The 16,197-nt window shown below is 50.9% G+C and carries 8 protein-coding genes; 7 read left to right on the top strand and 1 reads right to left on the bottom strand.

Features of this window, described 5'->3' with window-relative positions; translation table 11 throughout:
* The first annotated feature begins 46 nt into the window (after nt 1–46).
* The 4 genes from ACYVIY_RS00040 to ACYVIY_RS00025 all read left to right on the top strand — a co-directional run bounded on the left by ACYVIY_RS00040 (nt 47) and on the right by ACYVIY_RS00025 (nt 7,830).
* A complete protein-coding gene (locus ACYVIY_RS00040; RefSeq protein WP_460974188.1) occupies nt 47–2,494 on the top strand; it encodes an ABC transporter permease in 2,448 nt (815 codons plus the stop codon).
* Nucleotides 2,495–2,602: 108 nt separating this feature from the next.
* A complete protein-coding gene (locus ACYVIY_RS00035; protein WP_460974187.1) occupies nt 2,603–5,023 on the top strand; it encodes an ABC transporter permease in 2,421 nt (806 codons plus the stop codon).
* 116 nt (nt 5,024–5,139) lie between these two features.
* The gene (locus ACYVIY_RS00030) at nt 5,140–5,433 is read left to right on the top strand and encodes a hypothetical protein (RefSeq protein WP_460974186.1); all 294 of its coding nucleotides are present in this window, start codon (nt 5,140–5,142) and stop codon (nt 5,431–5,433) included.
* 12 nt (nt 5,434–5,445) lie between these two features.
* Nucleotides 5,446–7,830 carry an ABC transporter permease gene (locus ACYVIY_RS00025; protein ID WP_460974185.1) on the top strand — a complete coding sequence of 795 codons (2,385 nt, stop codon included), beginning with the start codon at nt 5,446–5,448 and terminating at the stop codon, nt 7,828–7,830.
* Between the two features lie 21 nt (nt 7,831–7,851).
* Here the strand turns inward: ACYVIY_RS00025 and ACYVIY_RS00020 are convergent, their stop codons facing one another.
* Nucleotides 7,852–9,153: a M20/M25/M40 family metallo-hydrolase gene (locus ACYVIY_RS00020; RefSeq protein WP_460974184.1), complete on the bottom strand. Its 1,302-nt coding sequence runs from the start codon at nt 9,151–9,153 to the stop codon at nt 7,852–7,854.
* A 252-nt stretch (nt 9,154–9,405) separates the two neighbouring features.
* Here ACYVIY_RS00020 and ACYVIY_RS00015 point away from each other — a divergent pair, with 252 nt between their 5' ends.
* The 3 genes from ACYVIY_RS00015 (at nt 9,406) to ACYVIY_RS00005 (ending at nt 16,030) form a co-directional block, all read left to right on the top strand.
* Entirely contained in the window at nt 9,406–10,935 is a 1,530-nt protein-coding gene (locus tag ACYVIY_RS00015) for a S41 family peptidase (protein ID WP_460974183.1), read from the top strand.
* 325 nt (nt 10,936–11,260) lie between these two features.
* Nucleotides 11,261–12,364: a DUF4249 domain-containing protein gene (locus ACYVIY_RS00010; RefSeq protein WP_460974182.1), complete on the top strand. Its 1,104-nt coding sequence runs from the start codon at nt 11,261–11,263 to the stop codon at nt 12,362–12,364.
* Nucleotides 12,365–12,706: 342 nt separating this feature from the next.
* Nucleotides 12,707–16,030 (top strand): TonB-dependent receptor domain-containing protein, encoded by a 3,324-nt coding sequence (locus tag ACYVIY_RS00005; protein ID WP_460974181.1) that lies wholly within the window; start codon nt 12,707–12,709, stop codon nt 16,028–16,030.
* Nucleotides 16,031–16,197 lie beyond the last annotated feature (167 nt).

The following is a 16,197-nucleotide window of genomic DNA, read 5'->3' as shown; positions in this document are numbered from 1 at the left end:
CAACTCTACTTCCTCCCTTTCTTCCCATTCCCTTCTCTTCACTCCTATGCTCCAGTCGTATCTCAAAATTACCTTTCGCAACCTGCGGAAGAACCGGGTATTCTCGCTGATTAACATCGCGGGTCTGGGCCTTGGTATTGCCGCTTTTGGTCTGATTCTGGAGTATGTCGCCTTTGAACGAAGCGTTAATACCTTTCACAATAATCTGCCGACACTGTACCGGGTCATGGGTCACGACCCGGAAGAGGGATTTTATACCTCTATGGCTCCGGCCGTGGCACCTTTGATAAAACAGGAGTTTCCAGACGTACGCGACTTCTGCCGCATCGCTGACAATTCGGCCAATGGCATTATCACGGTAGGAGATCAGAAAAAGGACCAATCGCAGCAAACGTTTCGGGAAAATCGTCTGGCTTACGCTGACGCTAGCTTTTTTAATCTTTTCACATTTCCGCTGGTGCAGGGAACCGCGGCTTCGGCTCTCACTCAACCGAACACAATCGCTATATCGCAGTCCCACGCCCGTAAGTATTTCGGTAATGAGCGAGCCATTGGTCAATCACTGACGGTAAACAATCAATTCGGGAAGACACTCTATACCGTTACGGCCGTGTATGCTGATATGCCTGCCAATTCCGATATGCAGTTCGATGCAGTTCTTTCGCTGCAAACACTGGCTAACCCAGCGAACCTAAACGGCAACACCTGGGCCCGGCTCGACGGTTTTGACGGCACTTACCTTACGACCTTCTTACAACTACGCGAAGAGACAGATTATAAAGTGCTCGAAGCTAAGTTCGACGATCTGGCGAAGAAACGTGACCCCCAGGAAGACAACCAGTTTTTACTCCAGCCAGCGGCCAATATGCATCTGGCATCCTCATTGAACGATCCATACCGCACGAGTGGCAGCTTGGGTTTCGTGTATCTGTTAAGTGGTATTGCCGGACTCATCTTACTCATTGCCTGGTTCAATTACATCAACCTGTCAACAGCTGGTGCCTTGAAGCGGGCGAAAGAGGTGGGGGTTCGGAAGGTCGTCGGGGCGGGTAAGGCACAGCTAATCGGGCAGTTTCTGGGCGAGTCACTTCTGCTCAACCTCATCGGTTTTGTAGTTGCCCTGTTACTAATTGCTTCTCTACAGGATGTATTTAATGAATTTGTCAAAAAAGAATTAAGCCTTAGTACGTTGGTTAACACTGGTGGGTGGCTAACCGGGCTACTCCTGCTGATTGTCGGCTCCTTAGCATCGGGTGGATACGTAGCGTTTGCCATGACATCGTTTCAACCGATTCAGACCCTGAAAGGTACATTTCGCACAAACCGGGGTGGGCTTCTACGTAAAACGCTGGTCGTAGCTCAGTTTAGTGCATCGGTAGCCTTAGTTGTGTCGACGCTGGTGCTGTATCGGCAGTTGCAGTACATGCAAAACAAAGACCTGGGTGTTCAGCTCGACCAACGTGTTGTGATTCAAAGTCCACAGATCGGTGATGACAGGCTGCTTGCTTCGCGGGCAACTGTACTGGAGAACCAACTGGCCCAACTGCCTTATATCAAGAGCTTCTGCCAGGGGGTGGTGCCGGGTAATTTTTATAGCTTCGGAGCTGGTGGCATTACCAGACAAAATCCGCGTCCCGGAGACGAAAATAAAAATTATTCCATGGGTATCGTGGACGACCGCTACCTGAAAACGTACGGCTTAAAGCTAATAGCTGGGCGTAATTTCACTACCCAGGAAGCTGAATTGGAGTGGGAGAAAAGTGCCAAACTAATGATCAATGAGACGGCAGCCCGGCAGCTGGGCTTCGCATCGCCCGCTCAGGCCGCCGGGCAGGTGATCAAATGGGGACAGCCTTATGAAATCGTTGGTGTCGTGAAAGATTATAATCACCAGGGCTTACACAAAGCCATCGACCCAGTCATCTTTATGCCTCGTCGTCATGGCCCGGCTAGCTTGACCGTCCAACTCACAACCGACCCAGCGCAGGGTAGTATTCAACGTAAACTGAGCGAACTGGAGCGACTTTACAAAGCCGCTTACCCCGGCAATCCGTTTGAGTTTTATTTCGTCGACGAGAATTATAATAAGCAATACGAAACTGAGCAGCAATACGGAAAGGTATTCACCTTAGCCTCGGCTCTTGCCATTTTTATTGCCTGCCTGGGCTTGTTTGGTTTGGCCACCTACATGACCGAACAGCGTACCAAGGAGATTGGTGTTCGGAAAGTGTTGGGCGCATCGGTGGGCAGCATTGTGGCGCTGCTCTCAAAAGACTTCCTGAAACTGGTCTTTATCTCGATTGTCATTGCCTCGCCCATTGCCTGGTACGCCATGAATCGCTGGCTCCAGGATTTCGCTTATAAAGTTGATATCGAATGGTGGATGTTTGCCCTGGCGGGTCTACTGGCCGCAGGCATAGCTCTCCTAACCGTCAGCTTCCAAAGTGTGTCAGCCGCGTTGATGAATCCGGTCAAAAGTCTTAAAACAGAATAACGGAAGAAGGGGAAGAAAGGAACCAGGCATGAAAATCGGTATCCCATTCGTCCTTTCTCTTTTCTCCCACCCTTCCTCCTTTATTTCCTCTCATCCCTCTATGACTCTATGTTACGCAACTATTTTAAAATCGCCTGGCGGAACCTTAGCCGCAACAAAGCCTTTTCAGCGATCAATATTCTAGGACTCGCCATCGGGGTAGCGGCCTGTCTGCTCATTCTACAGTACGTTGCCTATGAACTGAGCTACGACGACTTCAATACAAAAGGCGACCGGATTTACCGCGTCAAACAGGACCGCTACAACGACGGCAAGCTTAGTACCGAATGGGCATCAGGCGCGTATGCAGTGGGTAACTCGTTTAAGGACGCGTTTAGTGAAATTGAAGACTACGTTAAAATTGCCCGGACGCGCTCGGTCGTAGCCGACGTACCGGGGCACGAGCAGGTTAAGATCGAAACGGTGTATTACGCCAGTCCAGCGTTCTTTACCGTGTTTTCGTATCCGCTACTAGCCGGAGACATACGTACTGCGTTGACGGAGCCCAACACCGTTGTTCTTTCAGAATCGATCGCCCGGAAGCTGTTCGGCAGCACGCAGGTACTGGGTAAAACGATACAGTTCAACCGCGAACGGAACATGAAAGTGACGGGCATGTGCAAAGACTTCCCGGCTAATTCGCATTTCAAAGCCGATTTATTAACGTCCTACGCTACGTTTGTCAAAGACCTCGGTCCTGACAACAGCCCGGAAACCGCCTGGCAGTGGGATGGTTGCCTAACCTACCTGCTGTTACGTCCCGGAACAAACCCTAAAGCTCTCGAAGCCAAGTTTCCGACCGTAGTTGACAAGCTGGCGGGAGCGGAACACAAGCGCTACAACTCGGCGGCTGTCTATCTGCTCCAGCCCCTGCGCGACATTCACCTGTATTCGCATTACATCGGTGAAACCGAACCTAACGGGGATGGCAAAACCGTTTACCTTCTGCTGGCGATTGCCTTTTTCATCGTGGTCATTGCCTGGGTGAACTACGTAAACCTGGCTACGGCGCGGGCCATTAACCGGGCTAAGGAAGTAGGCGTCCGAAAAGCCGTTGGTTCGCAGCGCCCACAGTTAATCAAGCAGTTCTTGTTCGAATCAGCTCTGCTCAATGGTATCGCCGTCGTCCTGGCCTTGGTGCTGGTGGTTGTTACGTTACCCCTCTTCAATGAGCTGTCGGGACAGCAGATGACGCTGTCCTTACTAAGCAGCGGTCGGTTCTGGGCAGCCCTGCTTGGTTTGTTCGTTGTGGGTGTTTTCCTGTCGGGTTTATATCCCGCCTTCGTGCTGTCGGGTTTCCGGCCGGTGGTTGTGCTCAAAGGCCAGATGGTCAACACACGGCAGGGCATTGCCCTACGTAAATCACTGGTCGTCTTTCAGTTTGCCGCTTCGCTCTTCCTGCTGGTCGGTACGTTGGCCGTTTTCCGGCAGATCCAGTTTATGCGGGCGCAAACGCTGGGCCTCAACATCGACCAGACACTGGTGATCAAGCCCCCAATTGTTGGCAACGATTCGACCTATATGCGGCAGATGAAAGCGTTTAAGGAAGAGCTTCAGCGGCAATCAGACATCCGTAGCATCACCGCGTCAACCTCAATTCCGGGCGAACCTGTGGGCTGGAATGCGGGTGGTATTCGCCTGAAGGGAACGGACGAATCGAAGGGGACGCAGTACCGGGTTATCGGCGTTGATTACGATTACCTGAAAGCGTATAACCTGAAACTGCTGGCGGGCCGAAACTTCGCGAAAGAGTTCGGCACGGACCCCAAGGCTGTTATTTTCAATAAAATGGGACTCCAGCAGCTGGGCTTTACCAACCCCGAGCAGGCCATCGGTAAGGATATTGATTTCTGGGGCGAAACGTACAAGCTTGTCGGGGTTGTCGACAACTTCCACCAGCAATCCCTGCGGGAGGCTTATGAGCCGCTCGTTCTCCGGTTGATTCCGGATGTGCGTGGCTTTTTCTCGGTAAAAATGGCTCCCGGCGAAGCGAACAAAACCATTGCAACGATTCAGGGAGCCTGGAACCAGTTCTTCCCCGGCAACCCGTTCGAATACTTCTTTCTGGATCAGCATTTTGCCGATCAGTACCGCGCGGACCAACGATTTGGACAAGTATTCGGCTTATTCACGGCGCTGGCTATTCTGGTGGCCTGTTTGGGTTTGTTTGGATTAGCCTCATTCACTACGGCCCAGCGCACAAAAGAGATTGGTATCCGGAAGGTGTTGGGCGCTTCGGTACCCGAAATTGTACGAATGTTATACAAAGAATTTGCCGTCCTGATTCTGGTCGCATTCGTTGTAGCCACACCGCTGGCCTGGTACGCCATTACGCAATGGATTGAGAGTTACGCGTTCCGAACAGATTTACACTGGTGGCTGTTTGTGCTGCCGTTCGTAGCCGTGCTGTTAATCGCCTTACTGACGGTTAGTTTCCAAAGCGTGAAAGCCGCGTTGATGAATCCGGTTCGAAGCTTACGAGCAGAATAAATGCAAGAGAAGAAGAGAGGGAGGAAGGAAAACGGGAATGAACATCGTTATCCCACTCGTCCCTCTCTTCTCCTTTCTCCCGTTTCCCCTTTTCAAAACCATATTCCTAAATAACCATGGCACACATCGCTATTCCCATCCCCAACCTGCCGGGCAAGCAGGACATCGAAATCGAAGTAACCATCAACGGGCAGAAACAAGCGCTGCACTACCGCGTGGAACTGTTCTACTGGGGCGACTGCACCATTCCAACCTTCGACCGCGTGGATTGTATCCGGCAGCATCTGGCCGACTACGATCAGGACTGGCAGCTCTATTACATTGGTTCGCCAACCGACGACTTTGTGCCCGTTACGTTCGTGAAGCGCGACGATTGGGTAAAGCAGAAGAAGCTATTGACCATGAGTTAATTATTCGCTACGATGCTCTACAGCTACCTCAAAATCGCCCTGCGCAACCTTTGGCGATCGTCCATGTACAGCCTGCTCAACATTGGTGGGCTGGCCATGGGCATCGCCTGTTGCCTGCTGATTGCGCTCTACGTTTATGACGAGTGGACGTTCGACCGATTCCATCGCCACGCCGACACCATTTATCGCGTCGTTGAAAAGCAGCCACAAGCGGGCGAAATCTACGATGTAGCTGTAACCCCTGGTCCCCTGGCTCCCACCATTAAAGCCGACTTTCCGGAAGTCGTTCAGGTGGGACGTATCGGCAAATGGAGCGGCTTGATGAAGTACGGCAAACAAGTTTTTGAAGAGGGCAACTTGTTCTTCGCTGATAATGGTCTGCTCCAAATGTTCGACTTTCCGTTGATACGTGGCAACGGAGCTACGGCATTGACCCGACCCGATGAACTACTCTTGACCGAAAGCACCGCCCGCAAATATTTCGGTACGAACTGGCAGCAGAACCCAAAGGTGATAGGCGCTACGCTACGGCTGAATAATGAGCGCGATTATCAGGTTGTAGGCGTCTTGCAAGATATACCTGCTAATTCACACTTACAGTTCGACATGCTGCTTTCATTTAAAAACGTAGAGTTGTTCGACAAGTGGGGATACGCCTGGGGTAGTAACAACTATCACACGTATGTGCAGGTGACGCCCAGCACCGATCCTGCGAGCTTCGGCCAGAAGATAAAAGGGCAGTATATGCGCTATGGAAAGACAGAAACAACACTTGCGCTTCAACCCCTCATTGATATTCATCTGTATTCGAACTTTGCCTTCAACACCGACTGGGGAAAGCATAGTGATATTTTCTACGTGAAGCTGTTCAGCACCGTTGGTTTGATTGTGCTGCTGATCGCCTGCGTTAATTTTATCAATCTCTCGACTGCCCGCTCGACCCGACGAGCCAAAGAAGTAGGCGTTCGGAAAACTATTGGCGCCAATCGGCAGCATCTCATTTTCCAGTTTCTGGGTGAGTCATTCCTGTTAACAGGCTTGGCCATACTCGTCGCCTTGCTGTTTGCCAATGCCCTGATGCCAGTTTTTAACCAACTGTCCGGCAAGAATCTCACGCTCGATTTTACAGCGTTTCCCTTCTGGTCAGTCCTTATGGGGTTAACACTTTTCGTTGGTTTATTATCAGGGCTGTACCCTGCTTTCCTGTTGTCATCGTTTCAGCCGACTAGCGTGTTGAAAGGCGTATTTGGCAACGCCAAGCACACGTACCGCCAAGCATTCCGTCAGGCGCTGGTTGTGGGTCAGTTTACGTTCTCAATAGCGCTGATTATCTGCACCGCGTTTATTTACAACCAACTGCAGTACATGCAGCGGAAAAATCTCGGATTCGACAAGTCGCAGTTGCTGTATGTTGGTATGGGGGGTGCCTTACGCGGAAAAGTGATTGATTTCAAGAAGGAACTGCTGCGGCAAAGCGCTATTGAAGCTGCTGCCGCCACGACGGCTACATTGGTTGACGTGGGGAACTCGTCCAACATTAACTGGGAGGGCCAGCAGCCGAAAGACGAATTTCTGATTACGCAAATGAACGTCGACCCCGACTTTCTGTCGACAGTCGGCATGAAGTTAGAGCGGGGCGCCAATTTTAGGGAAAAATCAGCGAAGGATACGAGCGCTACGTATCTAATCAATGAAACAGCCGCCCGGCGCATGGGGTACACAGCCGAAAGCGCTATCGGTAAACGCGTGGAGTTTTGGGGTACTAAAGGTCGGATTGCGGGTGTTGTCCGGGACTTTCATTTCCGGCCGCTCAACGTAGCGATTGAGCCTTTCATTTTCCGGTATGCCCCAGACAATCCCTATTTTCAAATGTTGGTTAAAACACGTGCTGGCCAGGCGCAACAGGCGATTCAGGCCATCTCACGATTATACAAACAATATGAGAAAGAAGCACCGCTTCAATATGGCTTTGTCGATCAGGAGCTGGATAAACAATACCGTCGGGAACAACGAACGGGCCAGATCGTCCTCTACTTCTCGGGGCTTGCCATCTTGATTTCCTGCCTGGGCTTATTTGGCTTAGCCGCCTTCACCGCCGAGCAACGCACGAAGGAAATTGGTGTCCGGAAAGTACTTGGTGCTTCAGTTAGTAGCATTGTGGGGTTACTGAGCAAAGACTTTGTTAAACTAGTCATCATCGCCATCGCGATTGCTTCTCCCCTGGCGTGGTATGCTACCCACCGCTGGCTACAAGCCTTTGCGTACAAGGTTGACATAAGCTGGTGGGTCTTTGCCGCCACTGGCTGCCTGGCCGTTGGCATTGCCGTTCTGACGATCGGTTTCCAAAGTTTGAAAGCCGCTATGGCCAACCCGGTCAAGAGTTTACGAACGGAGTAAGAATGGGGTCGATCCCCATTCTTATTTCATACCTGCTTCGGCCAGCAGAACCAGCAGGACGCGTTGCATCCCTAAGTAGCCTTTATCGTTCAGCCACCATTCGTTCAACGAGTGCTCGTTGCCACCTTTGCCCCCGCTGCCAATGGTCACAGCCGGTACGCCCTTCGCAATGGGGGTGTTGGCATTAGTTGAGCCGACACTCAAACGAGGTTCAACATTCATGAACTTAGCAACGGCCATGGCGCGCTGAACCAGCGGCACGGTTGGTTCAATACGTCCCGATGGTCGGTCGCCTACCTGTTTTACGTCAACCGTCAGGTCTGGTCCCGAACGCTTGATCTGGTTTTCTTCCTTCAATGCCCGTTGCACAGCAGCCTGAAGCAATTTGTCGATGCCATTCAACTTTTCGGGACTCTCTGACCGCATGTCCACCTCCATCCATGATTCGTACGGGATGGCATTTACCGATGTTCCGCCACTGATCACGCTCACGCTATACGTTGTTTTGATCCCTTCGCGGGTAAATTTATCGGCCTCCTGGGTAAAGTAATAAATGGCTTTGCCTAATGCACCATGAGGATTCACGATACCAAACGCGCCGTACGAGTGGCCGCCCGGTCCTTTGTACGTAATGCGGTACCGGTGCGAGCCCAAGCCACGGTGGGTAATCTCGTTGATCCCGTCACCGTCCACGGCAATATACGAGTCAATCTTCGGACCATTCGGTTTAAACAGGTTCTTTACGCCCCGCAGATCGCCCAGCCCTTCCTCGCCTACGGCACCGACAAACAGTACGTCGGCATCGGTTTCGATACCGTGCTTTTCCATCACTTTCAACACCTCCAGCACGGTCGTCAGGCCGCGGGTGTCATCGCCAATACCGGGCGCGTATAAAGTATCGCCTTTTTGTTTGACCTTTACGTCGGTACCTTCTGGAAAAACGGTGTCCAGGTGCGCTTCAACCACCACGGTTTTCTTACCGCCTTTGCCCCGACGCAGCGCCAGTACGTTGCTCACGTCATCGAGCCAGACCGAATCGGCACCGGCGGCTTTCATCATATCGGCATACTTTTTAGCCCGCACCTGCTCCTTGAATGGCGGTGCGGGTGTTTCCGTTAGGCTAATGAGGTCCTGTTTGGTTTGCGGCTCCATATCGACGAACGTCTTGAACGCACTTTGGACAGCCGGACGTTTTGCCAGATTCTGAATTTCGGTTTCGTACCGCTTGTCGATGGCTACAGGTTTTTCAGCTTGTGCCTGGGCTAAAGAAGTGGTACCTATCAACAGCGGTGCAATCAATGCAGCTACGGTATAATGCTTCATCATTTATGATAAAATAGAACAGGATAAAGAGTAAACAGAACTATTCTCAAGCCAAATATTATTAGGCAAAAAACAGCTTAATGTTACAACAACTAAGGCATTTTGTCTATATAAAGCCAAAAATTCAATTGCGCGTATTGATTAATATGCATTGTATAATATGTGGCTAATACCAGCTATTTTTATTCATGGATTGTTAGCATCCATCGCATCAAGGCAACGTGTAACTTTTACCGGATTTGCTCACTTTTTATGATACGCAGCGCTTTTTTTACCCTTGCCTACACCCTATTCGTTTGCTTCTGGTTAGTTGCTCAGCCTAAGAAAGCAGATGTTGACCCGCTTCGTAAAATTCCGGTCGCGGCCCTACGCGCTGATTTTCAATTTATGCGACAAGTGCTGGAAGAGCTTCACCCAGGCTTATACCAGTATACGCCCAAGGGTTCCCTAAATACGGTGTTTGACCGTGCCTACGCATCAATTAAGCGACCAATGACCGAAACGGAATTTATGAACCTACTGTATCCGGTTATTCGTCAAATCCGCTGCGGTCATACACAATTAGAACACTCGACCGCTTACCGTCAATCACCGAACCGCCCCAAAGCGGTGCACTTACCTTTCGATGTGTTTGTGCAGGGTAATCGTGCGTGGATAGTCAGCAACCAGTCAACAGATTCAACACTACGCGTTGGCGATGAGTTGCTTCGTATTAACGGAGTGATGAGCGCCGACCTTATTCAGGCAGGCATAAATAGCTGGAACGGCGACGGCTATAACCTAACCTGGAACGAGTTTTTCCTGAACGAATACGATTTCTTTGAGGACGTTTGCGGGACTATTTACGGCTGGAAAGGTCCATATACTCTTCAGATACGAGACCTGAATGGCTCAGTACGTACCCTAAACATCACAGTGCCAACAAAGCCAGTTATTACGCCAAAGCCTACATTAGAACAATCACCTGCCGAAGCAGAAAAGCTAGCTCAGGAACAGGCAGAAGTGCATAAACGGAGTTACCTAGATGTGCGGTTCATGCCTGACTCCGCGACGGCTATCCTCTCCGTTAACGGACTCGAATATGGTGATGAAGCATTTTACGAACAGGCGTTCCAACAAATCGATAAGAAACAGATCAAGCATCTGGTGCTCGACATCCGCCGAAACCACGGCGGAGACGCTCGAATCATCAATAAGCTGTTGTCGTACCTGGCCGACTCCAGTTACGTGTTTCTTCAGCGTGTGACGGCTAAAGTGGCTAATCCCGGCAAGAATCGCTTCTCTGCCCACTTCGACCCTGAGCTTACCCGAAGTTATTTTGCTACGTTTAAGCCAGGTCGCCGGATCGGAACGGAGTACGAGTTCGAGTTTTCACCGGAGATGGGCAAGCTAACCGGCTATCAGCCAGTTGCTCAGGCTTACCGTTTTCGAGGTAACGTTTATGTGTTAATTGATGGCGGGACGTTCTCAAATGGGGCAAACTTCGCGGCTGCCTTGAAAGCACAATGTCGAAAGGCAGTCTTCATTGGTCGTGAAACAGGTGGGACGGAACTGGGCTGCGGAGGAGGAACAAACAACAAGCTGACGCTACCTCACTCTAAACTGGTACTCCAGTTTCCCTGGATGCGCCTTGTTTCTGCCTCCCGCAATACGGTAGATGGTCATGGCTTACAACCCGACTACCCTGTTCGAAATACACCACAATCGGTTGCAACACGTAATGACCTGGACTTGGCAAAAGCCCTTGCTTTGATTGAGCAACATCAGCTAATGAACAAGTAAGCGTAGCCGGTACTCCTCTCACTTCCCTCGTTTATCATAGAAAAACTTTTTTATGCGGGGAGGCTGGTCGCTTACTAGTAACCTGCTGATTTGTATTCTCGGTGCTATTTGACTAGCTAGCGGACCGCCCTTATAGCAACGGATAAACCCATAATAGCCAAACAATACTTAAAATTCTGGTGCGCCTTGCCTAGAAAGAGACAAACGGAAGTAGGTTATGGTTACATTGCGGCTTTACAGCATTGGTTATTTTTAGCTCAGTATGTACTCAACTCCAGTGAAGTTATTACTTTGCTTGATCCTTGGATTAAGCTTGCTTAGTTGTGTGGATCCGGTTGAATCAACCTTCAATAGTTCGCTGAATGTCTTAATTGTTGATGGCACCATCACCGATCAAGCCGAGACCCAAGTGATTCGGCTTAATCGCTCTCAATCCGACTTGCTTACTGGTCGATTCGGCTATGTACCCGTCACCAAGGCGAACGTACAAATCGTAGTTGATTCCCTAGACGTAGTGAAAGCGACAGAAACTACCGATGGCCGCTATCAGCTACCCGCTGACTTCAAGGGGCGAGCGGGTCACATTTATCAACTCAGGTTTACTTTATCAGATGGCACTCAATACGAATCCACTCCGGAGCTGCTCCTGCCCGTGGCACCGATCGGGCAAGTTCGTGCCCTGTTTAACCCTACCAGCCTACGCGCAACCGAGCGCTTGAATAACAGCTACTCGGCCGCCCATGATTTCTATGTAGATTTTGCGGACCCGGCCGACCAACCCAATTATTACCGCTGGGAATGGATTGATTGGGAGCGCCAGCCGTGGTGCCGCTCTTGCAACCAGGGCCTCTACCAGATCCGGGATACTCAGGGCAACCTACTCGAAGACTGCATCAATAATACGTTAAATGCTTCCTTCCCCAATTATGATTACAACTGCCGAACGGCCTGCTGGGAAATTATCTACAGTAACAACCTGGTGTTATTCAGCGATCAGTTCAGTAACGGAAATCCAGTCAAAGGGTTACTTGTTGGCCGGGTACCGCTGTATTCCAAAGAGCACAGTCTGGTTGAGATAAGGCAAAGCTCATTAACCAAACAAGCCTACGATTACCTGCAACGACTGAACGACCAGACCCAGAAAACCGGAGGGGTGGCGGCAGGTCAGCCCGCGCTGTTAGTTGGTAACGTGCAAAATGTGGCGCAACGAAATGAACCTGTAGTTGGCTTCTTCACCGTATCCGGTGTTTCTTCCGTTCGGTATTGGTTAAGCCGAAGTGATGCGACGGGTACGGCCCCCGGATTATTTCAAGCCCTCAACGGCCATGACCCTATCAATGAGCCTGCCTTAGGTAACCGGCCTCCCCTTGCTGTGTGTGTTGCTAGTGATAGTCGCACCCCCAATAGGCCCGCTGGCTGGCGAGATTGATCGTAATGACCGAAGCATTGTTGGTCCAAGAAACGTGATGGCAAGAAAAGTTTACAAACAGGGCGGCTCAATGGGTATACGATGTGGATATTTAGTCTATTCTATTGTACCTGGCGATACGTAACTCAACACGAATTTCGGAATGACGATAAATTGGCGTACTGACCACCAGCCATACAAAGCCTTTTCTAAGTAATTCCATGGGCCTCCTAAAACCACAACCTTTGTCTTCCCTGGTCCCATGTCTCTATGCCTACTATTTGGCTTGATCTGTAGGTATCACTAAGCCTATTGCTGCTCGTCCATCGAAAGCTAAAAGGCGAAATTCACTTAAAATCCGTGATGAAATATATTGTATTCGTTCTTGGGCTAATTATACTTGCCAACCACATCAGCTGGGCGCAATATGTGATGCCACCACCCGGAAGCAAAGCACCTGGCTCCACTAACCGGATCGGAACCGAAAACGTTATATCGGGCAGCCCGGGAAATAATAACGTATTGACGCTGGCATCTATACCTCGGCTAGCGGTTTTTCGGCCAGATTCAGCGCTGGCAACGGGTATAGCCGTGCTTGTGTTTCCGAAGATTGGATTAACTACTCGGTCAATGGATCAGGAAAGCAGGGATTTGGCCGCCCAACTAACCGCATTGGGGATAACGGTTTTTGTCTTGCCGTATAGAACAAATCAAGACTCCTTGTCAACTGCAGCGTTGAGCCCACAAGATTCGCTGAATGCGCTATCAACGGCCCTTGCTGACGGCAAACAAGCCCTCGGCTACCTGCGCCAACACGCAGCTGAATTCAGTATCAGACCGGATCAGATTGGCGTGTTGGGCGTCTCAACGGGTGGAACGCTGGCTCTGCAGCTGGTGTATAACCGAACAGAAATAACCTACCCCAACTTTGTGAGCCTTCTTCAGGCGGAAGTGGGTACCTTATCCGCTGAGTCGGTTCCGGCCGATGCTCCCGCCCTGTTTATTGCCACTTTATCGGGGGCGGCAGGGGACAAGGCTAGCCAGGTGGCGATCCAGACCGCCCAGTTATACCAGCAATGGCTACGGGCGGGCCGGTCAGCAGAGTTGCATAATTACGCCCCGAACAGCCAACCCACTGGTATCTCTTTATCCTATCCTGTATCTGATAGCTGGCTGAACCAATGGAGAGACTGGTTAAATAGGCAAGGCTACTTACAAAAGCGGATAGTGGCTCAATCTCAGCAGTCTGTGACCCCGCCTAATAGGGTGATACCTAGCGCCCTCCCTGTACCAAACCGGCCTACCGAAGCGATAACAGTTAATAAAGCACCGCAAGAGCTTACCGGCCGCAATGGACTCCTATCGCTTAGTGGCATCGTCCGCGATTCGGCTACGGGTCGGGAGTTGCCTGGTGCCACCATACTGATCGACTACGAAAAAATTGGCAAAGGCACCTACACCAATGATCAAGGACAGTTTTTAGTTAGCTTACCTTCCGGAAAGCATGTCGTTGTCATTCGCAGCGTGGGCTACCAGCCCTACCGAACTACCCTTTACCTGCGCGAAAACACCACAGTAAACGTCCGACTTTCGTCCATATCGAGTCAGTTGGAAGAAGTTGTCGTGACCAGCAAGGGCTATGATCGAACCGTTCGTCAGCCCCTGCTGGGAGTGAGTCAAATCAACATTTCAACGCTTAAAAAAATACCCGCGGCCCTAGGAGAGGTTGACATTCTGCGCGGTCTGCAGATGCTGCCCGGAGTGACCAGTGTAGGCGAAGCGGCCAATGGCCTCAACATCCGGGGCGGCACAACGGATCAAAACCTGATCCTGTTGGATGATACGCCTATTTTTAACCCTACACACATGTTTGGGCTCTTTTCGGTCTTTCCGGCAGATGCCGTTAGCGGGCTGGACCTGTATAAGGGCAACGTGCCCGCCCGGTATGGGGGGCGGGCCGCGTCGGTACTCGATATCAGCCTGCGTAACCCCAGCCTTACCCAGTTGCGGATGAGCGGAGGGGTTAGTCTAGTAGCCAACCGATTCACCGTTGAGACACCCCTCATCGCAGGGAAGGTATCCTTGCTGGTCTCGGGCCGGGGGGCATTTAATGATTTTCTGTTACGGGCCGTTTCGCCCCGCTTTGACAACATTCGGGCCAAGTTCGGCGATGCAACGGCTAAGTTGTTCTGGCGAGTGCATGACCGTAACACCATAACCGCTATGGGCTATTATAGCCAGGATCTTTTTCAGACGGATCTGGTGGGCAGTCTGGCCAACGTGAATGCGGTGAATACGCAATACGCCCAGCAAACGGCCAATGGCATGGTGCGCTGGTTTCACGCCATTAACAGTCGGGTGAATGTGCAGACGACGGCCCTCATCGCTCGCTATATTCCCCGCATCCTGTCCACCGAAGACACGACCAACAACCAGGTGGTATTGAAACAGGCACTGCTCCAGCGTCAGCTCAAATCGAATTTCAACTACCAGTTAGAAAACCAGAAGCTTGAGGTTGGAATCAGCGCCACGCATTATCGATTGAACCCCGGCGAGTTGATTCCAGGCAACAGTCCGGCGGTCAATTACCAGCGGACACCGATTGAAAACGCGCTGGAACTGGGTATTCATGCCGAAGATGAGATCCGTTTGTCCGATCAACTGGCTGTATCGGCTGGACTGCGCTACTCCCATTTTTTGAATCTAGGCCCGTCGGTGGTTCGCCGGTATCCTACCGGCGAAGTAGCCGATGCTGGCCGGGTAATTGACTCTACCGTATACGGAGCGGGCCAGGTCAGTAAATCGTACGGTGGTTTTGAGCCTCGATTGGGGCTGCGCTACGCGCTGACGTCCAATTCATCGATTAAGTTGGGGTATAACCTGATGCGACAATATTTGCAGGTGATTACCAATACAACTACACCATTGCCAACGGCCCGCTGGAAAACCGCCGATACGCACATCCAGCCCCAGGTGAGCCAGTTATGGTCAGCGGGTTATTTTAGAAACTCATCGAATACCATTTTTGAGCTCTCGATGGAAGTTTACTGGCGAAGTACGCAGCATATCCTAGACTACAAACCGGGGGCTGATTTTCTGTTGCAGCCTTATCCCGAAACCCAGTTGTTAGCTGGCCGAAGTAAAGCTTACGGGATGGAAGTGATGATCTCCAAGAAAAAGGGCGAATTGACGGGGTGGATCAACTACACCTATTCCCGCACCTTAAATCAGGTAAATACTGGCGTCAACTTTCAGGAGCAGATCAACGGAGGCAACTGGTACCGAGCCAATTACGACCGCCCCCACAGCCTAAACGTGAGCCTAACTCTTAACCAGACGAAACACCACAGTTTTTCATTCAATTTCGCCTATAGTTCGGGCCGCCCCTATACCAGTCCGGAAGGCTTCATTGTCTATCAACGCCGGACGTATCCCTATTACGACGAACGGAATCAAAATCGGTTGCCCGCTTATCACCGACTGGATTTTTCCTGGAATATCTACAACCCCAGTCGTAAAAACCGACGCTGGCAGGGGCACTGGAACTTTACGGTTTACAATCTGTACGGTCGTAAGAACGTCTACTCGCTCTTTTATCAAACCGAGGGGCAGGCCACCAAGCCCTACCAGTTAAGCATCTTCGGGGCGCCGATTCCCAGCCTAACCTACAATTTTAATTTTAACTAATCGCATAGACTGCGGAGGTTAGAATCGACGGTTCGATGATGGGGATAGACGAGTGTGATTCTCATCGTCTTGTCATGTCCTAGAATAGGTTTACAGCCCGCAACTGAGCTGTAACATGAACAAACGACAAAGAGCCGTACGAGAATACTTACTGGGTGGGTGCACCT

The organism is Spirosoma knui, from assembly GCF_054780635.1.
This window is presented reverse-complemented; position numbering and strand designations above follow the sequence as displayed.